Origin of the sequence: Lachnospira hominis (ex Liu et al. 2021) (assembly GCF_014287955.1) — a bacterium.
Taxonomy (GTDB): domain Bacteria; phylum Bacillota; class Clostridia; order Lachnospirales; family Lachnospiraceae; genus Lachnospira; species Lachnospira hominis.
In genome coordinates this window covers 97,626-122,119 of record NZ_JACOPD010000007.1, presented here as the reverse complement: position 1 = coordinate 122,119, position 24,494 = coordinate 97,626, and the positions used below count along the sequence as shown (strand labels likewise).

Annotated in this window: 21 protein-coding genes and 2 tRNA genes; all 23 read right to left on the bottom strand. The window is 35.1% G+C overall.

The window, feature by feature from the left end; genetic code table 11:
* Window positions 1–1,101, bottom strand: a complete 1,101-nt coding sequence (glf, locus tag H8S01_RS10595; protein WP_186837178.1) for a UDP-galactopyranose mutase — start codon at window positions 1,099–1,101, stop codon at window positions 1–3.
* Window positions 1,102–1,174: 73 nt separating this feature from the next.
* Window positions 1,175–1,915, bottom strand: a complete 741-nt coding sequence (locus H8S01_RS10590) for a glycosyltransferase family 2 protein (RefSeq protein WP_186837177.1) — start codon at window positions 1,913–1,915, stop codon at window positions 1,175–1,177.
* Window positions 1,916–1,980: 65 nt separating this feature from the next.
* A tRNA-OTHER gene (locus tag H8S01_RS10585) sits at window positions 1,981–2,066 on the bottom strand.
* A gap of 4 nt (window positions 2,067–2,070) precedes the next feature.
* Window positions 2,071–2,152: transfer RNA gene (locus H8S01_RS10580), tRNA-Tyr, on the bottom strand.
* A gap of 85 nt (window positions 2,153–2,237) precedes the next feature.
* Window positions 2,238–3,671, bottom strand: a complete 1,434-nt coding sequence (locus H8S01_RS10575) for a hypothetical protein (RefSeq protein ID WP_186837176.1) — start codon at window positions 3,669–3,671, stop codon at window positions 2,238–2,240.
* Window positions 3,658–5,253 (bottom strand): MBOAT family O-acyltransferase, encoded by a 1,596-nt coding sequence (locus tag H8S01_RS10570; protein ID WP_186837175.1) that lies wholly within the window; start codon window positions 5,251–5,253, stop codon window positions 3,658–3,660. Before H8S01_RS10570 ends, H8S01_RS10575 begins: the two co-directional genes overlap by 14 nt.
* 39 nt (window positions 5,254–5,292) lie before the next feature.
* Entirely contained in the window at window positions 5,293–7,221 is a 1,929-nt protein-coding gene (locus H8S01_RS10565) for a sugar phosphate nucleotidyltransferase (protein WP_186837174.1), read from the bottom strand.
* Between the two features lie 123 nt (window positions 7,222–7,344).
* Complete coding sequence (locus H8S01_RS10560) at window positions 7,345–8,283, bottom strand: UDP-glucuronic acid decarboxylase family protein (RefSeq protein ID WP_186837173.1); 939 nt, start codon at window positions 8,281–8,283, stop codon at window positions 7,345–7,347.
* Window positions 8,284–8,340: 57 nt separating this feature from the next.
* Window positions 8,341–9,684 (bottom strand): UDP-glucose dehydrogenase family protein, encoded by a 1,344-nt coding sequence (locus tag H8S01_RS10555; RefSeq protein ID WP_243204345.1) that lies wholly within the window; start codon window positions 9,682–9,684, stop codon window positions 8,341–8,343.
* 151 nt (window positions 9,685–9,835) lie between these two features.
* Window positions 9,836–11,344 (bottom strand): hypothetical protein, encoded by a 1,509-nt coding sequence (locus tag H8S01_RS10550; protein ID WP_186837172.1) that lies wholly within the window; start codon window positions 11,342–11,344, stop codon window positions 9,836–9,838.
* Window positions 11,345–11,412: 68 nt separating this feature from the next.
* A complete protein-coding gene (locus H8S01_RS10545; RefSeq protein ID WP_186837171.1) occupies window positions 11,413–11,826 on the bottom strand; it encodes a GtrA family protein in 414 nt (137 codons plus the stop codon).
* Window positions 11,826–12,521 (bottom strand): glycosyltransferase family 2 protein, encoded by a 696-nt coding sequence (locus H8S01_RS10540; RefSeq protein ID WP_207723052.1) that lies wholly within the window; start codon window positions 12,519–12,521, stop codon window positions 11,826–11,828. The genes H8S01_RS10545 and H8S01_RS10540 overlap by 1 nt, the downstream gene beginning before the upstream one ends.
* A gap of 52 nt (window positions 12,522–12,573) precedes the next feature.
* The gene (locus tag H8S01_RS10535; protein WP_186837170.1) at window positions 12,574–14,319 is read right to left on the bottom strand and encodes a hypothetical protein; all 1,746 of its coding nucleotides are present in this window, start codon (window positions 14,317–14,319) and stop codon (window positions 12,574–12,576) included.
* A gap of 83 nt (window positions 14,320–14,402) precedes the next feature.
* Complete coding sequence (locus tag H8S01_RS10530; RefSeq protein ID WP_186837169.1) at window positions 14,403–15,473, bottom strand: mannose-1-phosphate guanylyltransferase; 1,071 nt, start codon at window positions 15,471–15,473, stop codon at window positions 14,403–14,405.
* Window positions 15,474–15,500: 27 nt separating this feature from the next.
* Window positions 15,501–16,016: a GtrA family protein gene (locus H8S01_RS10525; RefSeq protein WP_243204344.1), complete on the bottom strand. Its 516-nt coding sequence runs from the start codon at window positions 16,014–16,016 to the stop codon at window positions 15,501–15,503.
* A gap of 27 nt (window positions 16,017–16,043) precedes the next feature.
* Window positions 16,044–16,604, bottom strand: a complete 561-nt coding sequence (gene rfbC, locus H8S01_RS10520; protein WP_186837168.1) for a dTDP-4-dehydrorhamnose 3,5-epimerase — start codon at window positions 16,602–16,604, stop codon at window positions 16,044–16,046.
* Between the two features lie 20 nt (window positions 16,605–16,624).
* Complete coding sequence (gene rfbD, locus H8S01_RS10515) at window positions 16,625–17,482, bottom strand: dTDP-4-dehydrorhamnose reductase (protein ID WP_186837167.1); 858 nt, start codon at window positions 17,480–17,482, stop codon at window positions 16,625–16,627.
* 40 nt (window positions 17,483–17,522) lie between these two features.
* A complete protein-coding gene (rfbB, locus tag H8S01_RS10510) occupies window positions 17,523–18,560 on the bottom strand; it encodes a dTDP-glucose 4,6-dehydratase (RefSeq protein WP_186837166.1) in 1,038 nt (345 codons plus the stop codon).
* 30 nt (window positions 18,561–18,590) lie between these two features.
* Window positions 18,591–19,469 carry a glucose-1-phosphate thymidylyltransferase RfbA gene (gene rfbA / locus H8S01_RS10505; RefSeq protein ID WP_186837165.1) on the bottom strand — a complete coding sequence of 293 codons (879 nt, stop codon included), beginning with the start codon at window positions 19,467–19,469 and terminating at the stop codon, window positions 18,591–18,593.
* Window positions 19,470–19,490: 21 nt separating this feature from the next.
* Window positions 19,491–20,699: a glycosyltransferase family 2 protein gene (locus H8S01_RS10500; RefSeq protein ID WP_186837164.1), complete on the bottom strand. Its 1,209-nt coding sequence runs from the start codon at window positions 20,697–20,699 to the stop codon at window positions 19,491–19,493.
* Entirely contained in the window at window positions 20,683–21,891 is a 1,209-nt protein-coding gene (locus tag H8S01_RS10495) for a glycosyltransferase (protein ID WP_186837163.1), read from the bottom strand. Before H8S01_RS10495 ends, H8S01_RS10500 begins: the two co-directional genes overlap by 17 nt.
* 36 nt (window positions 21,892–21,927) lie before the next feature.
* The gene (locus H8S01_RS10490) at window positions 21,928–23,196 is read right to left on the bottom strand and encodes a class I SAM-dependent methyltransferase (protein WP_186837162.1); all 1,269 of its coding nucleotides are present in this window, start codon (window positions 23,194–23,196) and stop codon (window positions 21,928–21,930) included.
* Between the two features lie 37 nt (window positions 23,197–23,233).
* A complete protein-coding gene (locus H8S01_RS10485; protein WP_186837161.1) occupies window positions 23,234–24,469 on the bottom strand; it encodes an ABC transporter ATP-binding protein in 1,236 nt (411 codons plus the stop codon).
* Between the last annotated feature and the right edge of the window lie 25 nt (window positions 24,470–24,494).

Below are 24,494 nucleotides of genomic sequence, written 5' to 3'. Positions count from 1 at the left end.
TTAAACCAATTCTTCACTACACATTTCAAGTGCAGCTTTAATAACTTTATCCATATCGTAATATTTATATCCGCCTAATCTTCCACCGAAAATCACACGTTTTTCTTTATCTGCAAGCTCTCTATATCTCTGATACAGCTCATTATTTCTTTCATTGTTAATCGGATAATAAGGCTCATCACCTTTATGCCACTCACTTGAATATTCCCTTGAAATTACCGTAACTGGCTGTTTTCCAAATTCAAAATGTTTATGCTCAATAATTCTTGTATAAGGAACTTCACGTTCTGTATAATTGACAACTGCATTTCCCTGATAATTATCAGTTGCAAGCGTCTCCGTCTCAAATCTTACCGAACGGTATTCAAGAACTCCCAGCTTATAATCATAAAACTGGTCAATCATCCCTGTGTATACAATCTTATCTGCCATGGAATCAAATTCTTCCCTGTTTGCAAGATAGTCAGTATCAAGCCTTACCTCAATTCCTTCAAGCATCTTTTCTACTATCTTAGTATATCCACCAATTGGAATTCCCTGATATCTGTCATTAAAATAATTGTTATCATATACAAATCTTAACGGCAGTCTCTTAATTATAAATGAAGGAAGTTCTTTGCAGTCTCTTCCCCACTGTTTCTCAGTATATCCCTTTATAAGCTTTTCATATACATCTTTTCCGACAAGTGATAATGCCTGTTCTTCAAGATTCTTCGGCTCTGTTATATTAAGGTCTGCAATCTGTGCTGCAATAATATCTTTTGCCTCCTGTGGAGTGCTTATTCCCCACATCTTGCTGAATGTATTCATATTGAAAGGAAGGTTATATAATTCATTTTTATACTTTGCAATCGGTGAATTAATATAATTATTGAATTCTGCAAACTCATTTATATAATCCCATATAAATTTGTCAGAAGTGTGAAAAATGTGTGCACCATATACATGTACATTAATCCCTTCAACATTTTCACAATATATATTACCTGCTATATGATTTCTTTTTTCTATAACCAGACAGGTCTTTCCTTTTTTCTTTGCCTCATGTGCAAATACTGCACCGTAAAGTCCGGCACCAACAACAAGATAATCGTAATGCATCTTTATCGTCCTTTCGCATCTATTAATCATATACTTTTTTATTATATCAATTTTTATTTATATATGCAAATATCTAGTCATAATAATGTTTAAAATAAACTCTTATAAATATAGCCCATGTATCTTTAAACGCACGCCATATATCTTTCATTCCAATTCTTTTTGTATTCTTATCCCTTACATATACCACAGTTACAGGCATTTGTGCAATAGTACATCCTCTCCTGTTAAGTGCAACAAGCAGTTCTATGTCATATGCAAATCCTGAAGTCCTCACAAGATGTGCCACCGGTCTTATCGCTTCTGCACGAAATACTTTTAATCCTGTCTGCGTATCTTTTACATTAAGATGAAAAAGAATGAGCAGCATTATATAATATCCCATACTTATTATTTTACGTATTAAAGGATAACTTAGTTTTGAATCTTTGTGAAATTTGCATCCGATTACAACATCTGCATTATCATCAATCATCTTGCGAAGGTAACTCTCAAGCTGTGAAGGATTAAGTTCAAGGTCCGCATCAAGAAATGCAATATATTTTCCTTCTGACTCTGTTACGCCTGATATTATAGCCGTACCTTTACCCCTGTTTTTATCAGATGACACCATTCTTACTCTGCCATCTTCTTTCATGGCACGCTTTATTTCCTCTTTGGTCGCATCAGTGCTGCCATCATTTACCGCAACTATCTCAAAATCTTTTACAAATCCAGAAATAACAGAAATAGTTGTTTTAATACTATTGTATATGAGTTTTTCCTCATTATACGCCGGCATTACAACTGATAATTTTCCATCAAGATTAACCATAACCCCTCCAATAACGTAAAAAAACAGCAAAGTGTAAATCTATCCACTTTGCTGTCATATGTTTATGCCGGCAACGGGAATCGAACCCGTATGGGAGTATAAGTCCCGCAGGTTTTAAGTCCTGTGCGTCTGCCAGTTCCGCCACACCGGCTTAATGGGCGGAGAAGGATTCGAACCTTCGAAGGCATAGCCAGCAGATTTACAGTCTGTCCCCTTTGGCCACTCGGGAATCCGCCCTTATGGGCTATCGCCCATGTTTATAAATTATATCATAGTTTAAAATATAATGCAATTTATTATTTTATTAATTTGATGCTTACAATTAATTTGAAGGTTTCTTTTTAGTAAGATACTTATTTACAGTTTCATCATTTAACAAAATCTTTTTTGTCTTTGATTTTGCTTCATATTCTTCACTGCTTCCTTTATTTCTTCCATACACATTTATCGCAATATATATTTCATCATCAAACTCATAATGATACTGCATATTATCACTATATCCACTGTCGTATAGAATTTTTTTGGTATCCATGCTCTTTATAACAACACGGCATTCCGGAGTAACATTCTTACCTCCGTCAAGTATTGCATTTATATTAACTGCATACCCACCATTATCAAGTTTTATTGGTTCAACCTTCATATCAGCAAGCTGAACATAATTCATGTTTTTTGACATTTCATCATATGAAGCATAAAACGAATCTGATACTACACTTTCTACTTCCGAAGATTCTTTGCCATAATATTCCTGCGTTCTGCTAATAACATCTCCCAGAACATGGGAGTACCTGTCAGCAAGCTCACCAACCATATGTCCGTCATAATCAACATAATCTGTATCTTCAAAATCAAGCACATCGTCTTTTATTAGATTAAAATCATAATATTCAACATCCTGTTCTTCACATAATGATGTAAAATATTCTGTAACCTTTCCATAATCACCGCATGTAAGCATAGATGGTGTTATTGGAGATGTGGCACATACAAGTCTTATATTTTTGTCTTTACAATATTTTACTATCTTTCTAAAAATCTCGACCGTCTCTTTGTCAACACCATCAGCATCAAACGAAATTGCCTTAAACTCACCAAATCCGCTATCCTCATCAAGTTTCTGACGATAAAAAAATCCTTTGCCAAGATACGGTCCACCGCCATCTCTGTTATCAACGCACTCTATGCTATAATCAAAATAATCTTTAGTCAACTTTGTTTTAAGATTGCTCTTTGCATTTTTAATAAGATAACTGTATCCTGCCCAGCGTGTCAATGCCACTCTGAAATCCTCATCCAGAAGATTATCTGTAAAATATTTTGCTTTAACAGACGACAAACTAAGCTGATCATATATAAATGTCGAAAAATAATTATTTTCTTTCAACCCATACCAATATTGATAATCAATATCAAGTATGACCGTTTTTATGTCATTTGTCCTTGCCGCTTCCTGTAAAAGATAATATGAATCCTTTATCGTCTCATTTGGAATACACACATTTAACGAATTGCAACTCAGCTTTTCATCAAGCTTATATGGATTAATAGCACTTCTTCCATGTGATGCTCCCAATACAATAGTATCATAATTCTCATCTTTGTCATTCATTGTATGAATTATAACTCTTGCATAACTTGGTGGCATAATCGCAAACTTTAATATCGAACATACAGCAATGAGACAAAGCATAAATAAAACTACTCTCATCCATGCAAAAAATTTCTTCTTTTTGTCATCAGAACTGTGCATACATAAAGCCTCCTATCGTATTACTTACCTTTCCAAATACCGGTATTGCTACAATCAATGCACCATATACAGCCCATCTTACAATCCATGGTTTTCTGTCAAGTGCTTCTCTTATATCTATTCCTTTTTCTTTTAACAGGCTTACTATAAACCATATTACACATCCAACAAATATAATGCACATCCCATAATAGTCCACTCCTAATTTAAGCAATGAACCATCGGTAAATGTCTTGAAAGTAAATCCCGTAACCGTGCTTCTCATCATATATAATGCTGCATAAAGGCTTTCACAGACATCAAAATAAAAGCTTATAACAACAAGCACAAATGTCCTTAATATGCGTACAAGTTTCCATGCACGACCTTCATTGTTAATATGAAGAGCCTTAAATATCTTAGGATATAACGGCTCAAATAAATTGCTTGCGGCAATCAGAAATCCGTTATAAAAACCATATGCTATATACTTCCACTGTGCACCGTGCCATACACCTACTATAAAGAAGATAAGCAGGTTCGCAAGGCATATAGGAAGACATCTTCCCACTGTATTTCCAAAAACTTTTTTCGTGAATTTACCGAATTTGTTCATTGCCTTCGACAGTGAAAACGGATAGAATATATAATCTTTCATCCATGTTCCGAGTGTTATATGCCAACGGTGCCAGAAATCCGATATTGAATTTGAGAAAAACGGCTGTTTGAAATTCTGGTCGAGCTTTACGCCAAACATTTCGGACGCACCCATTACAATATCCATTCCGCCCGAGAAATCGGCATACAGTTGCAATGTATATGCCAAAACACCGAACAACACGGTAAATCCGTGGTAAAGATGAACATATCTGAATACTTCTTCAACAATAAGTGCGGCTCTGTCTGCAAGTACCATTTTCTTGAAAAATCCCCACGCCATAAGCTGTAAACCGTGCTGGATTCTCACCAAGTCAAATTCATGCTTCTCAAAAAACTGATGTGCAAGACGGTTGTATCTTCCGATAGGTCCCTGAAGTATCTGCGGAAAATATGAGACAAACAGTGCGAACTTAAACAAATTCCTGTCAGCCTTATATTTTCCCTGGTACATATCAATAATGTAACCCATTGACTGGAATGTATAAAATGATATTCCGAGCGGCAAAAGAAAATCAAATCTTTTAAGCCCGACATTCATATGAAATACACCTGACAGCAACGCGTTTATGTTGTCTACCGTAAATCCGTAGTATTTTATAACTGCAAGGATTCCGAAGTTAATTACAAGAATCAATGCAAGAATGAGCCTTTTGTATTTTTTCGTCTTCGCCTTATATGCCTTTTTTTCTTCTGAAGACATGTCCGCTTTATGTTCTTTAAGCCATTCGTCTCTTTTTAATGTAATATCTTCAAGCCATATTCCGCCCAAAAATGTTGTTATTGTCGTCGTAATAATCAACCCTAGCGTTTTTACACCCGAACACATATAAAAATAATAGCTTAAAATCAAAAGCCAAATCCATTGAAATTTTTTTGGTATCAGGTAATATACGATTACTCCCACAAGAAGGAAAATCAAAAAACCTGTTGAAGCAAATGCCATAACTTCCTCCTAATAACATCCCTCATATCTTATATATGTCTACATTCCGTAATTCATAATTGTATCACGATACATCTCAGGCGTTCCGACATCAAATACTTTGCCGTTAAATACAAAGCCCATGATTCCCGATGTTTCTCTCACCTTATCCAATGCGTCTGTGAGCTGGATTTCTCCCTTTGTTGTAATATTATTGTCAATATTGTACTCAAGAACTTCAAACACTTCAGGAGTAAGAATATACTGACCATATGCACAATAATACTTATCCCCATCATTCTTCGTCTTTACTCTCAGACAATCTTTTGCATAATTGACATCCGGTTTTTCTACCATCTGTGTTATTTTAAGAAGATTCTCATTGCTGTTTTCCCATTTTCCACACATAATACCATAACGGGAAACTTTCTCAAGCGGAACGTCCTGCATAGAAATCATTGTTTTCCCGCACTCCTCATATGCCTCGATAAGCTGAAGGCTGCATGTTCGCTCTTCAAATGACTGATATATCATATCCCCTAAAAGAAGCAGAACCGGTTCATTGCCAGCAAATTCACGACACTGATATACAGCATGTCCAAATCCTTTACGCTCTTTCTGATATACATATGTTATTTTCTTGCCAATCTCAAGAATCTTCTCCTCATATGCACGTTTTTCTTCTGACAGCTTGCTGATATGCTCCTGAGAAAGAGGACTGAAAAATGCATCATACTGTGACTGTTCTTCTTCTCCTATCACAAGACATATCTCTTCTATTCCTGATGCCTCTAACTGTTCCAAAAGATTCATAATCACAGGCTTTACATAACCATCTTTATCAATAATCGGGAAAAATTCTTTCTTTATCGCTCTCGTCTCAGGATAAAGTCTTGTACCGAAGCCCGCAACAGGAATTATGGCTTTTCTTACCTTCTTCTCAGGCTTGAGCGTCAATGTAAAGCCATCCATGTTATATTCGTCTTTGATATATTTTATCAATTCGGCCTGTGACTGCTCATCTTTTGCCAAGAACTGGACAGAACCATCGCCCTGTGAGCCGACACCTTTTGCACCATATGTGTATTTCTTTATATTTTCGTCATTAAGTACCTTGTGAAGCTGAGGTGCAGCAAGTTCTTTGGGAGAAGCCGGAGCAACCATACTGTCAAACATATTTTGTGCCTCAACCATCAATGACCCAACCTGCTCTGCATCTCCGCTCTCGATAGCTTTGGTTGCTTTTGCTATGAGCTTTTCATTTTCGATTCCCAATGCCTTTTGCACGTTCTTTTCGATTTCTGTCTCGGCAAAAGGATAACATTTGTTTAAGTCAGAAAGAATTTTTACCGTATCCTTGCTTCCGTTAAGCTCCGAAAATACCCAGTATAACGGTTTCTTTACTTTTATCTTGTCAACAAAAACTTCGTTTCCGTCAAATGTCATATTTACAGGCATAACGCCGAATGCACATGCCTGGTCAAGTCTTCCGCATCTTGATGGTGTTCTCTGTTCTCCGTAAAATGCTATATTCATTTCCCCCATTGTGTTTAACTGAAGTTCATACATTTCATTGAAAGCTCTCGCAACAAGAACACATATAGCCGCACTTGAAGAAAGACCGCTCTTAATAGGAAGATCCATCTCGTCGATATGAATTCTTAATCCTTTTACCCTGTAATGGTCTATAACATAAGATGCGACTCCTGCAACATACGAAAAAAATCCACCTTCCTGTGCTGTTTCTCTAAGCTTTTTTGAATCCATCTCACACTCAAATGATTCATTTTTAAAGCTTGCAAGTTCGCTTTCAACTATAAATTTATCTGCCATTGAAACAGTTGCGTAAATTCCCTGTTCAACTCCCGTAACTATTGCATGTCCCGGCACAATTGCAGAATTCATAACTCTATGAAGACTTGCCCAGTCACTGTGTTCCCCAAAAAGGCATAATCTGCCCGGTACAAATAACTTTAATGTTTTCTCCATTTTTTTCTCCATTATAATTAATCTGTTTTAATACATTAGATTATTTTAACTCAAATGGAAAATTTACGCAACAAAAAACACCTGACAGTTATATAAAATAACCATCAGGCATTAACCATCCCTTTAGATTGTCTTCTTAAAATACTCTATTGTAGGAACAAGACCTTCTCTTAACGAAATCTTAGGTGCCCATCCGTTAAGCTCTCTTCCTGCAACTGTTATATCAGGCTTTCTCTGTGTAGGATCATCCTTTGGTAAATCCATGCATACAAGCTTTGATTTTGTGTCTACCATCTCAAGTACGATTTCTGCAAGTTCACGGATTGTGAATTCTCCAGGATTACCAAGATTTACAGGTCCTAAGAAATCTTCTCTTGACGCCATCATTCTTACAATACCTTCAATAAGGTCGTCAACATAACAGAATGAACGTGTCTGTGAACCATCACCGTATATAGTAATATCCTCTCCTTTAAGTGCCTGAATAATGAAATTAGAAACCACTCGGCCATCTTTAGGATCCATCATAGGTCCGTATGTGTTAAATATTCTTATAACCTTGATTCTTGTTCCGAATTCCCTGTTATAATCGAAACAGAGTGTTTCCGCAACTCTCTTTCCTTCATCATAACATGAACGGATACCGATTGGATTAACATTTCCTCTGTATGTCTCAACCTGTGGATGTACGAAAGGATCTCCATAAACCTCACTTGTTGAGAACTGCATAATCTTTGCATTATTCTTTGTTGCAAGTTCAAGCATATTAAGAATACCAAGTACACATGTTTTAGTTGTATATGTTGGTGACTTCTGATAATGTGGAGGGCTTGCAGGGCATGCAAGATTGTAAATCTCATCAAGATTGTCTATATCAAGCGGCTCAATTATATTATGGTTGATAAATTCAAACTCAGGATTATCCATAAGTTCTTCAACATTTACCATACGGCCTGTGTAAAGGTTGTCAACACAGATTACATGGTTGCCTTCTTTTATAAGTCTTTTACAGAGGTTAGAGCCTAAGAATCCCGCTCCGCCTGTAACTAATATTCTTTTCATTTTAATCTCCATCCCAAAATTGCAGCTGCCATAAAGCAGCCGCATTTTGTAATATTATTATTTATTTAACTTGCTGCTGACACCAATCTGGTAATATTCAAATCCTTTATCAGAAAGGCTGTGTGCATCAAACTGGTTACGTCCGTCAAATATAACAGGATTTTTAAGTCTCTTCTTGATTTCAATGAAATCCGGCTGTCTGAACTCTTTCCATTCTGTTACAAGAATCATTGCATCTGCATCTACAAGTACAGTATACTTGCTGTCACAGTATTCAACATTCTTATTATCTTTAAGGTAGCATACTCTTGCTTCTTTTTCTGCCTTAGGGTCATAAGCCTTAACTTTTGCACCACGCTTTGTAAGTTCATTGATGATTGTGATGGCTGCTGCCTGTCTCATATCATCTGTATCAGGCTTAAATGCAAGTCCCCATATTGCAAATGTCTTTCCTGTAAGGTCTTCGCCGAAACGCTCTACAACCTTTCTTGGAATTACATGCTTCTGTTCAAAGTTTACTTCCTCTACAGCATTAAGAATCTTTGTTGTATAGCCAAAATCCTTGCTTGTCTTAATAAGTGCCTGAACATCTTTAGGGAAGCAGCTTCCGCCGTATCCACAGCCTGGATAAATGAATGAATAACCAATTCTCTTATCTGAACCAATACCAAGACGAACCTTGTTAACGTCAGCTCCAACTCTCTCACAGATATTTGAAATCTCATTCATGAATGAAATCTTTGTTGCAAGCATTGCATTAGCTGTATACTTTGTCATCTCTGCACTTGCAATATCCATAAAAATAATATTTTCATTGTTACGTACAAGTGGAAGATAAAGTTCTTTCATTACCTTTGCTGCATTATCATTATCTGTACCAATAACAATTCTGTCAGGTCTCTGGCAGTCAGAAATAGCTGTACCTTCTTTTAAGAATTCAGGATTAGAGATAACATCAAATGTAAGACTGCTTCCTCTCTTGTCAAGTTCTTCCTGAACCTTTGCACGTACCTTCTGTGCTGTACCAACAGGAACTGTTGATTTATCTATAATATACATATGATGATCCATGTACTGTCCTATGCTTTCCGCAACGCCTAATACATAATGTAAATCTGCACTTCCGTCTTCACCCATAGGTGTACCAACTGCTATAAAACATATATCTGAATCAGCAAGTGCCTGATGAATCTTTGTTGTGAACTTTAAAGTTCCCGCCTTAAAGTTGTTCATAACAAGATCTTCAAGTCCCGGTTCGTAAATCGGAATTTCTCCATTCTTTAATGCGTTAATCTTTTCTTCATTAACATCAACGCACCATACGTTATTTCCTAAGTCCGAAAGACAAGCTCCTGTTACAAGGCCAACATATCCTGTTCCTACAACTGCTATCTTCATCATATACCTCTTTTCTTAAAGTTATATTTATTAATAAAAAACCACTTGAATTATTTTATCAAAATAAAATTAATTCTTCAACACTTTTATCAAATTTTATCGAGTTTTTTTGTTAAACTTATACAAATAGCTTTTGATAAAGTAGTTTAAACTTTTAATTATTTCTTGTTAATCCCATATTATCGTAAAGCCATTGTGTCACAGGCTCATCATATATTTCTACAACTTCTGTCGATAATCCGTCATCGCTGTTATATTTTACGAGAAGACATCTGAAATTTCCCAGATGCTGCATATTGTGATATACCCACGTCCTTCTGTCATATTCTGCATTATATTGAACAAATTTATTATAATTCAATGCGGCACATATATATCCAAACGCTTTATTATCATCAACCTGAATCACAACATCACAATTATTTTCAACTGCTATCCGCCCTGCTTCTCTTGCATTTTCAATCAGGTCATCTGACTGTTGTAAATTTATAACTTCTGAATTATACAAAACACTGTCTTCTGAGATAATTTCTTTTATTATTATATTACTCTTTATGACCATTACTGCAAGAAAACATAATACCATAACTATACATCCCGCATATGTCTTTTTTCTGTTCCACACAGATTCATCATAACATGAGCACAAAAATACGACTAATGCAATCATGTACGGAACAAACAACAGCATCCTAAGCTGGCCATATAAAAGTGTTCCCGGCATATAATCTTCCATTTTATCAAGTGACAGTATAGCAATAAATCCAAAAAAGGCAAACGCTGTCATTATAAGTGGCTTAAATGCACCTCTGTATATGCATATCCATACAATCACAAGCATTACAATAATCCATACCGCCCCTATGGTCACTGGTGTAAACCAGCCTGCTATTTCATTAAAATCTGCAATATTTTCTCTTAAAACTTCAAGACTTACCGCAGCATTATAAGCAGGATGAAGATTATAATCAGGATTATTTACATAAAACATTTTTATAAAGTACCCTGTAATAAATCCAAGCACATTACCGGCTATCAGCCCCGGAAAACGCTTTTTAATAAAATCTTTATCAATTTTATTATATAAAACCATTGCAAGATATGACATTCCTGCAATTGCAACAACTGTATTTGTTATAATGTACCCAAGATATATGCAATATGATGCTATGAGATATTTATACCATTTACCTTCTTCATTTATAAGCACACCACCTATTACTCCAAATATAAATCCTCCAACGAACGCCCTTGGAATAGATGTAAGCACATCCCAGTCATAACTCATAGCACCATATACAAACAATATAATATAAGCTGCAACCATTCTGTTATTTTCAAGGCTTTTTATACCCAGATATAAAAATGGCAGTGTTGTAAAAATTAATGTTGAAACGGGAAGTGCCACTTTAAGCGGTATATGAAGAAAATAAAACGGTACTGCCAGCAGTGATTCAATCATGCTTCCATATGACTGTCCAAAAAAACATGGCTCATGAAAATCAAAATGAGCAAACGAAACAGTTCCGTACCACATCAATGCCTGGTCATCATCAACATAATAAAATGAATATTTAAAAAGAATAACACCCCTATATACCATTACCATTAGTAACAGCATATAAAATATAGTCTTTTCGATTTTAATCTGTTTGTCTTTCATTAATATCTCCAAAAGAAATCCTCTACCTTTGATTATTACAAAAGCAGAGGATTCGCACATCTATATATTTATTTATATATAACAAGTTTTCTTATAAGGAAATTCCATATAAAAACAATACCTGTAGCTGCAATCTTACTTAATGTCTTGCCTAACGAACTGTCAAATCCCATCACAGTAACAAAAAGATACATGAGAATGAGGTTAAATAGCAATCCTATTGCACTTACAACAAATACAAGAAAAGCCTCTTTTGCTTTCTTATCTTTATACGTATTGTTATCTTTAAATGTTGTTATTCTTCCTAATATCCAGTTGGCTGTCGTTGAAAATATAAATGCAATTACTGTTGAAACAAAATAATTTATCTGCAATACATTTGCAAATATAAAGAACATCACCCACTCAACTATTGCAGCAACACCGCCAACAAAGAAATAAGATATAAATTGTTTTATGTTAGCTTTATTTAATAACTTCATTATTTTCTATATCTCCAAATGCAGTAAATAGCTCTTACGCCATCGCTGAAGCCAATCTTCTTACCTTCTTCATTTGTTCTTGGATAATATGAAATAGGTACTTCTTTAAATCTTACATTCATTTTTGCTACTTTGGCTGTAATTTCAGGCTCAAAACCAAATCTCTTTTCCTGAATATCAACAGACTGAATAATCTCACGTTTAAATGCCTTATAACATGTCTCCATATCTGTACATTTAAGATGTGTGAAAAGATTTGATAATTTTGTAAGAAACCAGTTCGCCATTCTGTTAGCAAGATAACCTTTCATCTTAGATTCTTTAAATCTTGAACCATATACTACATCAGCTTCATCATTAAATATAGGATTTACAACCTGTGGATATTCCATTGGATCGTATTCAAGGTCAGCATCCTGAATAATCACAACGTCACCTGTAGCAGCCGCAAAGCCAGTCTTTAAAGCTCCACCCTTACCCTGATTAACTTCATGATAAACAATCTTGCTTACAAGAGGTTTTACATCTCTTTCAAGAACTGTTCTTGTTCCATCTTTTGAACAGTCATCTACTACGATGATTTCTTTGTTAGGAACAGGTGATTCCAACACCTTTTTCACAAGGTCAAGTATACTGTTTTCTTCGTTATAGCAAGGAATCACTATAGACAATGTTTTTTCATTCATGTTACTCATTTTTTCTTTACCTTTCTGATTTCTAACTTTGTTATTTCTTAATATTTATTACTTATTTTACTGGTACATATTCATGCCATGTATCTGTTCCCATATCATAATAATATACTTTTAAACTTACATTTGTACCCTCTATCCAATCTGTAGCATACTTATGAATATTTTTTACATCATCGGCATTGTTTAATACCCAGCCTATCGGGAACTGACCTGAGTAACCATTCAAATTCTTAATATCATACTTTTCACATATTTCCCATGCAAAATGTTGATAACTAATCCATGAATATTTCTCTCCATAATAAGTATGTGAATCTGGTTTAGTATCTATAATATACATAGCTTCGCAATCATCAGGTGGAGCAGAAACAGTACTTATCTGTCTTTCTTCTTCAGAAATATTCCAATCTGACTGAATTCCTACAGTATTGCTGTTGCTATACCATATTAATGCAGATAAAACAAGAGGTATTGCCACTGCAAAGCCCTTTTTCCATTCAAATCCACTGCATATTTTATAACCATTAACCGCAATAACTATGGCAACTGGTATTGTCAAAAAGAAATTATATCGTACAACTGCTCTTATTGCCGAAGCACCCGGAAACAATTTATAAACGAAAAGCCAAAGTGAAGCACCATTTGATTGAACCAACAGTAAAAATGAAACAAACACAGCATATATAAGTGAAACTCGAAGCGTCATATCCTGATTATCATAAACACCCGTCTTTTCAATAAGGCTGTATTTCTGCTTTAAATATTTTCTTCTGATATAGAAGAACAAAAATACCAGAAGTCCCATTACTATAATAGAAAAGCCTACATAGAGCTCCCACACAAACATTCCTTTTGTTTCATATCGTCCGTTAAGGTTCATTTTTTCCATAAGCCAGCCAAGCATTCTGTTTCCTGTCGAAACATTAAAGAAATCAATAAGTTCAGGAAGCTGACTTACAATTTCACCATATGTTCTTTTTCCGAACATTTTACTGACTGGAATATAAAGTTTGAAAAAAGGAATTACTATACATATAGCATATATACAATATGCCACAACCTCTTTCCAGCATGTTTTTATATATTCAAAGACAACCTTTAAAACACGATTTTTATTTGAATATGATACAATAAGATATGTTAATATCAATGTAACAAAAAATAATGCTGTAAAAAATGCTGTATACCAGCTTGTGTACATGATAAGTGCATACGTTGTAATTGAAAGAACTGCATACAGGATTCTCTTTTTATTTGATTCAAATTTTTCAAAAAATGAATATATAAATATAATTAAAATAGGTATAAGACTTATAGCCATTAACTGTGTATGCCCGATTCTGACATAATAAGCACTTGAATAAGAAAAAATAACAACTCCTACAAGACTCCAGAAACTATCAATCTTAAATTTTCTTTTAAGCAGATAATAAAATGTATAACTGCCAAAAATATGAAATGCTATAAGAACTATTTTATTTGCAAGGAACATATTCATCCCAAATGCTCTCAGAATACTGTACGGAATAGCAAATCCGACAAGCATATCCGTAAAAGCAACAGTGTCCGGCATCGGGTAAAATATATTTACTACACTAAATGATTCTTTACCGGTAAATGCATGAAACCAGTGTTCCACCAAAAGGTTATTCAATCTTGAATCGTTTGTTTCACCAATTAAAGCATCGCTAAACAAAACTTTTGCAAAAAACAAATACTCGAGTCCTGCTATAATCGCCAAAACAACAACTGTACTTATAATTTTTGCCAGCCTGTTTGACTTTTCAGTTGTTTCCATTACTATATTCTCCTTATTTTTCAATCGACAAAACATTGTCGATTATAAACGAATTGTCTTAATACGTCAACAGCTTAAAAACATTACAGGTATTCATTCTTTCCTTCTTCGCGAAGTTTTGCAAGAATTTTCTTAATTTCACCAGCATGTTCTTTATCACATACAAGAGTTGCATCATCTGTATCAACAACAACTATATCTTCAAGACCAACAACCGCAATAAGCTTGTCTTTTGCTTCTATAACACAATTTTTTGATGACACAGACACCACATTACCGTTTATAACATTACCATTTTCATCATTTTTCTTAATTCTTCCGACTGCAAGCCATGAACCGACATCATCCCATCCGAAATCTCCCGGTATACTGTAAATATTTTCCGCATTTTCCATGATTCCATAATCTACTGATTCTGAACGCATTGCAGTAAATGTATCTTTTAATACAGATTCGTAATCTGCTGTTCCTATCGAATTCTTTATAACAACAAGTCCTTCATATATATCCTGCATATATTTCTTGAAATTATCTAATATTGTTGACACTTTCCAAACAAACATACCGCTGTTCCATAAATATTCACCTGATGCAAGGTATTGTTTTGCAAGTTCAATATCAGGCTTTTCAACGAACTGTTTTACCGCATTGGCAGTGCCCAGCTTAGTCTCTTTGTCGTAATGAATATATCCATATCCCGTTTCCGGATAATTAGGTGTAATTCCGACTGTAACAAGATTTTCACCCTGCTGTGCAACTTCAGCTGCACGACTTAATGTATCTGCAAAAACCTCATTATTCTTGATAAGATGGTCAGAAGGAAGCACTATCATGACAGCATCATCATACTTTGTGTTGATATGAACAGCCCCGAGTCCTATACAAGGTGCTGTATTTCTTCCTATAGGCTCACACAGAATATTTTCTTCTGGAATTCCCGGTAACTGATCCAAAACAAGATTCTTATATAAACTGTTAGTTGCAATATATACGTCTTCAAGCTCAACAAGCGGACGAATACGTTCCACAGTGAGCTGTATCATTGTCTTTCCATCGTCTGTAAGTGATAAAAACTGTTTTGGAAGAGAAATACGACTCTTTGGCCAAAATCTCTCCCCTTTGCCTCCTGCCATAATCAAAGCTGTCTTTTTCATATCGGAATATCCTTTCTTATACATTCATTAGTCTTTTTTACCAAAAGCCCACAATTTGTTCATAAAGAAATTTATCGGAATATTAATTATAAGATTAATTATCGGTGCTAACATTTTATTGATGCCGATTACACGTACCCATAAAACAAGCAGAATATTATTAAGTATTATTCCCGTAAAACCATAAGAAACATATGTCTTTAACAGAGCTTTCCATATACTTCTTTGTTCACCCTCGTTAAGCTTGAACACATACTTGTTGTTCCAGTAAAATGACCACAATACACTGAGAAGAAATGAAATAATGTTTGCAATTATGTAGTCAGTTGACGGAAATAAATTTAACTTTAAAAATATCTGCAGTGAAAGTGCATACAGGCAATACGAAACAATGGTATTTGACACACCTACAAGCCCAAATTTAATAAACTCGCTAAATGTATTTCTAACCTGTTGTGTCATCTCTTTTCTCATCAGCTTAAACAGCAGTCCAAGAAAAAAGAAGGCGATTTTTTCTACCAGGCCATATAACTTTTTCCCCATACTTCACCATATCTTTCCCGGTATTTATTATTTAAACCATTTGTCAAGGCTTGCGATGCCTTCCCATTTCTGGTCTTTATCAGAAATATTAAGCTCAGTCTTATCATCGATAGGCCATTCTATGCCAATCTCAGGGTCATTCCACGCAAGACCGCCCTCATCGTTAGGATGATAAAAGTCTGTGCACTTATATGCAAACTCTGCCTCATCACTGAGAACTACAAATCCGTGTGCAAATCCCGGTGATATATAAAACTGCTTTTTATTCTCTGCTGAAAGTTCTACGCCGAACCATTTTCCGAATGTCTTAGAACCTTTACGAATATCAACGGCAACATCGAAAACCTTTCCTCTTATACATCTTACAAGTTTTCCCTGCGGATGGTTAATCTGGAAATGAAGTCCTCTGAGTACATTTTTTGTGCTCATTGACTGGTTATCCTGAACGAATACCATATCAAGTCCCGCTTCCTTAAAATCATTCTGATTATATGTCTCCATAAAATATCCTCTTTTGTCACCAAACACTGTCGGCTCAATAACATATAATCCTTCAATATCACAAGTTGAAACTTTAATCTTGCCCATAACCGGCTCCTTTCAAATACTTACGAATTCTGACTCATCAGAATATCAACATATCTCTTTGTTGCATCCTGCCATGATGGTAATTTGTTAAATCCATTTTCGGTGAGTTTGTCTTTATTAAGTCTGCTGTTGTAAGGTCTCTTTGCCTTAGTAGGAAATTCTGTTGCCGCAACAGGTGTCACATCAACATCCATTCCCGCACACTTGAATATTTCACATGCAAAATCATACCAGCTGCAAAGTCCTTCATTTGTCGCATGATAGTTTCCATACTTTTCACTTTCAATCATGTCACAGAGCAAGACTGCAAGGTCTGCTGTATATGTAGGCGAACCAATCTGATCATTAACAACCTTTACAGCACCTCTCTCTTTTCCGAGTTTTAACATTGTCTTTATAAAATTATTTCCGTTTACACCAAAAACCCATGCAATACGCACAATAAAGAACTTTGAGACATTTTCCCTTACAGCAAGCTCGCCCTCGTACTTTGTCTGTCCGTATACGTTAAGAGGTTTTGTTACGGCATCGTCAGGTTCCCAAGGTCTTGTGCCTTCGCCGTCAAATATATAATCTGTGCTTATATACATCATCTTACAATCAAGTTTTTTGCAGACCTTAGCGATATTTTCCGTTCCATATGCGTTAACTTTTCTGCATATTTCTTCATTATCCTCCGCCTTATCAACAGCGGTATATGCGGCACAGTGAATAACAGCATCCGGTGCAGCATCTGTTATAACTTTCTCAACAGCCACCGCATCTGTTATGTCCATATCGTCAACATCAACACCTATAGGTGTATGTCCACGTTTTTTTAATTCATTAACAACGTCAAAACCAAGTTGTCCTTTAACTCCCGTAACCAAAACTTTCATTTCTGAATTCCTTTCTGCTGCAACAAATCAATCGGTTTAATTACTTTTCAAATTTGTGTGCTCTGTCGCCGTACATATTCTGATAGTAATTCTGGTAGTCACCTGAAATAATGTGTTCCCACCAGTCTCTGTGCTCAAGATACCATTTAACAGTCTTCTTTATACCGTCATCAAACTTAGTCTGAGGAAGCCAGCCTAATTCATTGTGCATCTTAGTAGGGTCTATGGCATATCTTCTGTCATGTCCCGGTCTATCAGTAACGTAAGTAATCATCTCTTCGCCCTTGCCAAGTTCTGCAAGTACAGTCTTAACAACCTGAAGATTTGTTCTCTCGTTATGTCCACCGATATTGTATACTTCACCGACTTTTCCGTTTCTGATAATCAAATCAATAGCACTGCAGTGATCCTCTACATAAAGCCAGTCACGTACATTTTCACCCTTACCATATACAGGTACAGGTTTGTCATTAAGTACGTTTGCAATCATTAATGGAATAAGCTTCTCAGGAAAATGATATGGACCATAGTTATTTGAACATCTTGAAATAGTTGTAGGAATCCCGAATGTTCTGTGGTAAGCCATTACAAGCAAATCTGCACTTGCCTTAGAAGCCGAATACGGGCTTGATGTGTGGATTGGTGTCTCCTCTGTGAAGAAGAGGTCAGGTCTGTCTAACGGAAGGTCTCCATACACTTCATCAGTTGATACCTGATGATATCTCTTGATTCCGTACTTTCTGCAAGCATCAAGAAGAACACCTGTACCAATTACATTTGTCTGTAAGAATATTCCCGGATTGTCAATTGAACGGTCAACATGGCTTTCTGCAGCAAAATTCACAACAACGTCAGGCTTTTCTTCTTCAAAGAGTGCATAAACTGCATCTCTGTCAGCTATATCAGCCTTTACAAATTTGAAATTCTTATTATCCATTACATCTGCAAGAGTTTCCATGTTTCCTGCATATGTAAGCTTATCAAGACAAATAATAAAATCTTCAGGATGCTTTTCAAGCATATAATGAACAAAATTTCCACCTATAAATCCTGCTCCTCCAGTAACGATAATTTTCATAATAAATCTCCTTATTCTGCATTTATTGTATTAATACTTAATCTTTCCTTCTGCAACTTTCTGTAAATGCTTGCCATATGGTGACTTTCCATACTTAACAGCATGCTTTTCGAGCTGTTCCTTTGTAATCCAGCCATTCTTGTATGCAATTTCCTCAATAGCAGAAATCTGTATTCCCTGTCTGTTTTCTATAACCTTAATAAATTCTGTTGCCTCAGAAAGAGCATCCATAGTTCCTGTGTCAAGCCATGCATAGCCTCTTCCGAGAGTTACAACATCAAGTTTGCCTTTTTCAAGATAAATCTTATTCAAATCCGTTATCTCAAGTTCACCTCTTGCAGACGGCTTAATCTGTTTTGCATATTCAACAACATTTTTGTCATAAAAATAAAGTCCAGTAACACAGTAGTTTGACTTTGGATGTTCAGGCTTTTCTTCAATTGATATCGCCTTACCATTCTCATCAAACTCTACAATACCGAATCTTTCCGGATCATCAACGTAATATCCAAAAACAGTAGCTCCGTCAGCCTTTGCTGCCGCATCTCTTAAATGCTGTCCCAGACCACTTCCATAGAATATGTTATCGCCCAAAACCATGGCACAAGAATCCCCATCTATGAATTCTTCTCCAAGTATAAATGCCTGAGCAAGTCCATCCGGTGATGGCTGTACCTTATAAGATAATTTAAGTCCAAGCTCGCTTCCATCCCCAAAAAGTCTTTCAAAGTTAGGTAAGTCCTGAGGTGTAGAAATAATAAGTATCTCTCTTATTCCTGCCATCATAAGTACAGACAATGGATAAAAAATCATAGGCTTATCATATACAGGTAATAACTGCTTACTTGTAACCATTGTGAGAGGATATAATCTTGTTCCGCTTCCTCCAGCTAAAATAATCCCTTTCATTTGCTCCTCCTTTCAGACGCTTTACGCCTGATATGTTATTCCTTTTTCTTTTTTGAATGCTATTTTATATGCATCTTTACAACCACGTTTTTTCTGAATATCCTTACTTCTAATTCCGTCAATATACTGTCTTATAAAATACATAAAAAACAGCTTTTTATTGAAATTCTTATATAAAAACAACAATTTGTTTCTGTATACATGATACGTAAAGAACGGAGACCATTCTGTGCTGCTTCCCGTATGAATATGTCTTACGATTGAATCCGGACAGTACATAATCTTTCCTCCACCGGCTTTCATTCTAAAAGACAAATCCGTATCTTCATAATACATGAAAAACTGTTCGTCAAAACCTCCGCATGCGTCAAAATCTTTCTTTCTCATAATTATAGACGCTCCGCAGCCATTTGTAAGCTCGTAAGTCTTTGAATATTCTTCACCGTCAGGCTTGCAAAAACCTATATCGTAACCATTGTATACATCATCAAAACCGGAACCCGCATTCTGAATCAATGTAACTTTAAGTCTGTTGACATCTTCCTGCGATAACTCTATTTTTATAACTCCGTTGTCATCGGCCTTGTATTCTTTACCATTTGCAATTATCGCATCGGTTTCGTTATTCCATGTGATTGTCTTAAATAAAAACGTGTGTGCCTTGTCCTTGTCCAATAAAGGCAACTGAACCTTTGTGTGTCCGAAGCAGACAAGCTTTTCTTTTTCGCAGAGACAATTCTCAATAAATTTCCCGTCGGCATATTGGTCATGTTCGTTTATCCTAACAGTTCTTTCAAGCTCAATCTTGTCTGATGTCTTAAAAGTAAACGGAATATAATCATAAAAGAATAACAGCTTTGAATTTGCCATAACACAATCTTTTCTGTCTCTTATAAAATGATAAAGATTTTCAAGCCACATCTCATCTACTGCTGTATCATTGTTCAAAAATACTATATATTCACTGTCGGAATATTTTACTCCAAAGTTATTTCCACCAGCAAATCCACGGTTTACATCAGACTTAACTATTTTTACCGGAATGTATTCGTCGAAATGTCTGCTTTCAAGATATTCAATTGAATCATCAGTTGAAGCATTATCTACTACTACTATCTGGAATGTAAAATCACTGTGTTTCAACTTAATTAATGATTCAAATAAATTGTCAATGTACTTTTTACTGTTATAATTAATAATAACAACCGACACATCATAATTTGTATTCATCGAATATTCTCCTGTTGGCATCATAGAATTTTTCTATGGAATAATTATTTGCAAGTTCAACTGACTTTTCAGCAAATTTCTTTCTCAAATTATCATCTTCTATAAGCTTCTTTGTATTATTAACGCACTCTTCTTCTGTATCCCATCTGAAGCCGTTTACTCCCTCGCTTACAGTCTCTTTCTGACCGCCCTTGTTAATTACAACAGGTACTGCTCCAAAACTCATTGCCTCTACTGTAGTAATTCCAAAATGCTCCATTTTCTCAGGTTCTTTGTCTTCATCAACTCCATAACCTGTTCCATGCCAGAATATCTTAGCCTGTCCATACAATTCCATAAGTTCATCATGGCTGCATGCAAGGTGGATGAATACATTATCAACTTTTGCAGCCTCTTCTCTGACTTTCTGAAGATATTCCTGATCTGCCTTATCATCCGATACCACTCCACAAAGATGATATTCATAATCTTTAAACACATCCTGATTATTTACAAAAAACTGTACCATTTCAAGCTGTTTCTTACTGTGGGCAGAAACAAAGAAACGTCCTACGCTTATAATAATATTTTTCTTTTTTGACTCATCATATCTGCCTGCAATCTCATTTTCACTGAATACTGGTGGATATACAACGTGATTCTTTGAACTCTCTCCCCAATATTCTGACTGCCATCTGTTTGTGAACTTTGAATTACTTATATATACATCATAACTTCTGTAATATAACTCATCCAGAAATGCACCAAATAGCTTATGAAAAATTGTCTTATTTAATTCCCATCTGTATCTGAGCGGTGGGAACATTACTTCATATACATTTTTCTTAGCTTTACCAATATGCTTACTTAAAAACATAAAATTAATGAACAAGTCATATTCCTTTGTAACCTTTTCAAGTGCTTTCTTATTCTCAAGATACTCTTTGTGGTTACGCACATACTGGAGTAAATCCAATTTTCTTATTTTTGTATTTTTAAGATTAAGACTGAACTGTTCATTTAAATCTTCTATAGTCACAAAATCTGGTGAATTTACATCAAACACCTCATTACTGTATACAAGAATGTCAATGTCAACATCGTAATTATAATACTCTTCCATGAACTGACATAAATATCCCATATGTTTCTCTCCGCCACCTCTTGTAGCTACATATGGATTCAAAATTGCAACCTTTTTTCTGTTTGACATAACTGTCCTCATTTCTTTCAACTTTATACCAATTTATTATTTTACATCTCTATGATTTTTTTTGCAATATAATTTATATAATGTATTAATCAAAGGCTTAGAAATAAATGCTTTTCTAAAATTAATATCTTCCGTCTGCTCATTAATCATTTGTTTTTGTTCATTAATCTTGTTCTCCAGCTTCTCTTTTTCATGTTTTGCAATATCCTGTTCTTCAACAATTGAATTTTTCAAATCGCCAGCAAGAGCATCAAGGACATCATATTCCATTTCTATTACAAGCTTATCATAATGATTCTTTGATAATTTAAAATGTATCTGACTGTCATCATTTTCAAAATAATAAAAGTCATTATTATTAAACATTGCATTGGAAGAGTCAAATTCAAGCTTTTCCTCTGTATCACCGATTATGCCGACTGCTTTTACAAGCCTTATTCCACACTTACAGTTTTCAGGATCAAATCTCAATTTTACAGCATTATTTATATCATACAATTCAAAAATATATTTATCTTTATCTGCATGTATCTCCCACCTTTTGCACTCTTCATACATATTTTTGCCATAATCCAAAAAAGCCTGTGCATAAATATAATCCTGATATTCCCTTATATAATCCTCTGTTTTATCAGGCTTTATATTTGATATAACATATACATACTGATAAACTTCACCATACTTTCTTGTCTTTAACATCTCAGCTATCATCGATGCCACATCATCATAACTGTTTTTAAATTCATTCTTACCAACTTGTGTATATGTCGCATATCTCTTATCTATATAAAGACCACATTTATCAACAAACTCATCAAGAGATTCTTTTGTATAAAAATGAACATGCGTATTGTCCATTATTCCAGTTGAAGTATACTCAAATCTATTTTTTAATAAATTAATTATAACTGAATTATGGGCAATATTCGGTACAGAAATACACATTTTCCCACCATCTTTAAGCATTTTTGCCGCAGCCTTTACAACTTTTTCCGCCTGTGTAAGATGCTCAAGTACATCTGCAAACAGGATATAATCAAATTTTATTCCAGAAAACTTTTTAGTCCATTCATAATCCTGAATATCACCAATAACATAATCTTCTGCGTCTTTTGCTGCTATCAAGCCAGCTTCTTCATCAAGCTCAACAATATATACTTTACAATTTTTTTCATTTTTAAGATATCTGGTAAGTCTTCCACTTGCCGGACCAAACTCAAGCACCACCGAATTTTCTTTAATATTATCAATAAATATTGTCATAGTATTATTAAATGAAAAATCAATTTCTGTTGCATACTTCAACGTCTTAGTCTCCTTTCAAAAGCTGATATACTGCCGCCTAGTTCCATTCATGAGGTAAAATCTCAATTCCCTCCGCAATGTATCCCATTTTAACAAACACTTCTTTATATTTTGTTCTGTAATCAAATGGTACTGATGCTGTCTGGTCATAAACTGCCACATCAAAATAATATCCACCGCCTACAAGATTAAAATTATCGTATGTTAAAGTAACTGAATTGTATCCTTTTTCCCATGGAACATCAATCTTATCAAGAAGAGTATTAAGACCGCACACATACAGATTATCAAGACGTAGAAGTGCAATGCCGACAACCGGCTTCTTAATAGTTGTATCATTGACAAAATACGTAAGTGTAAGCTTTACTTTCTCTCCATGTTCTATCTCTGTTATTTCTTCACCTTTTTCATTTTCAATCTTTAATGAGACAACTTCTGCAATCTCAACCGATGACTCAAGATTCCTGTCAGTTTTCTTTTCATTTTCGCTATTACTATTTTCGTCTTCAGGCTGTTTTTCATCCTGCTCATTAGCCGCATCAAGCATCTTGAGATAATCAAGATACTTGTCAGTAACTAAATCCACATCACCGTCGGCTTCAAGATGTCCCTCATTTATCCAGATTGCTCTGTTACAGAATCTCTTGATTGAATTAACATCATGACTTACATAAAGTATTGTTATTCCTTTTTCTTTAAATTCAAGGAACTTATCCATACATTTAAGCTGGAATCTGACATCACCTACTGCCAACGCCTCATCTACAATAAGAATATCTGGCTCTACATTAATCGCAACAGCAAATGCCAGTCTGACAAACATACCACTTGAGTATGTTTTTACAGGCTGGTTAATATATTCTCCAATATCAGCAAATTTTACAATATCATCGACACGCTTTTCCATTTCCTCATGGCTGAAACCAAGAATAGTACCATTTAAGAAAATATTTTCCATTCCTGTATATTCGCCGTTAAAGCCCGCCCCGAGTTCAAGAAGTGCCGACACTTTTCCATTTATTTTAAGACTCCCCTCCGAAGGTGTTAAAACTTCTGTAAGAATCTTCAAAAGTGTAGACTTACCCGAACCATTCTTTCCTACAAATCCGACTGTCTCACCAGGTTTAATCTTAAAACTTAAATCTTTTAAGGCATAGAAATCCTTATGATAACATTTTTTCACGGGAGACAATGCCTCCTTTAATCTGTCAGAAGGCTTGTCATACAGTTTGTAAACCTTGCTGAGATTTTCTACTTCTATACTATAATCCATACTTTTCACCTGCATATTTAATATA

Bases quoted from the DNA above. Each gene is read 5' to 3' on its own strand.
- rfbC (WP_186837168.1), bottom strand. From the start codon at position 16,604: ATGGGCAAGATTAAAGTTTCAACTTGTGATATTGAAGGATTATATGTT.
- H8S01_RS10525 (WP_243204344.1), bottom strand. From the start codon at position 16,016: ATGGGGAAAAAGTTATATGGCCTGGTAGAAAAAATCGCCTTCTTTTTT.
- H8S01_RS10540 (WP_207723052.1), bottom strand. From the start codon at position 12,521: ATGAGTAACATGAATGAAAAAACATTGTCTATAGTGATTCCTTGCTAT.
- H8S01_RS10535 (WP_186837170.1), bottom strand. From the start codon at position 14,319: ATGGAAACAACTGAAAAGTCAAACAGGCTGGCAAAAATTATAAGTACA.
- H8S01_RS10555 (WP_243204345.1), bottom strand. From the start codon at position 9,684: ATGATGAAGATAGCAGTTGTAGGAACAGGATATGTTGGCCTTGTAACA.
- rfbD (WP_186837167.1), bottom strand. From the start codon at position 17,482: ATGAAAGTTTTGGTTACGGGAGTTAAAGGACAACTTGGTTTTGACGTT.
- H8S01_RS10565 (WP_186837174.1), bottom strand. From the start codon at position 7,221: ATGGAGAAAACATTAAAGTTATTTGTACCGGGCAGATTATGCCTTTTT.
- H8S01_RS10500 (WP_186837164.1), bottom strand. From the start codon at position 20,699: ATGAATACAAATTATGATGTGTCGGTTGTTATTATTAATTATAACAGT.
- H8S01_RS10560 (WP_186837173.1), bottom strand. From the start codon at position 8,283: ATGAAAAGAATATTAGTTACAGGCGGAGCGGGATTCTTAGGCTCTAAC.
- H8S01_RS10530 (WP_186837169.1), bottom strand. From the start codon at position 15,473: ATGAAAAAGACAGCTTTGATTATGGCAGGAGGCAAAGGGGAGAGATTT.
- glf (WP_186837178.1), bottom strand. From the start codon at position 1,101: ATGCATTACGATTATCTTGTTGTTGGTGCCGGACTTTACGGTGCAGTA.
- H8S01_RS10545 (WP_186837171.1), bottom strand. From the start codon at position 11,826: ATGAAGTTATTAAATAAAGCTAACATAAAACAATTTATATCTTATTTC.
- H8S01_RS10590 (WP_186837177.1), bottom strand. From the start codon at position 1,915: ATGGTTAATCTTGATGGAAAATTATCAGTTGTAATGCCGGCGTATAAT.
- rfbA (WP_186837165.1), bottom strand. From the start codon at position 19,469: ATGAAAGGGATTATTTTAGCTGGAGGAAGCGGAACAAGATTATATCCT.
- H8S01_RS10485 (WP_186837161.1), bottom strand. From the start codon at position 24,469: ATGGATTATAGTATAGAAGTAGAAAATCTCAGCAAGGTTTACAAACTG.
- rfbB (WP_186837166.1), bottom strand. From the start codon at position 18,560: ATGAAAATTATCGTTACTGGAGGAGCAGGATTTATAGGTGGAAATTTT.
- H8S01_RS10570 (WP_186837175.1), bottom strand. From the start codon at position 5,253: ATGGCATTTGCTTCAACAGGTTTTTTGATTTTCCTTCTTGTGGGAGTA.
- H8S01_RS10495 (WP_186837163.1), bottom strand. From the start codon at position 21,891: ATGTCAAACAGAAAAAAGGTTGCAATTTTGAATCCATATGTAGCTACA.
- H8S01_RS10550 (WP_186837172.1), bottom strand. From the start codon at position 11,344: ATGAAAGACAAACAGATTAAAATCGAAAAGACTATATTTTATATGCTG.
- H8S01_RS10575 (WP_186837176.1), bottom strand. From the start codon at position 3,671: ATGCACAGTTCTGATGACAAAAAGAAGAAATTTTTTGCATGGATGAGA.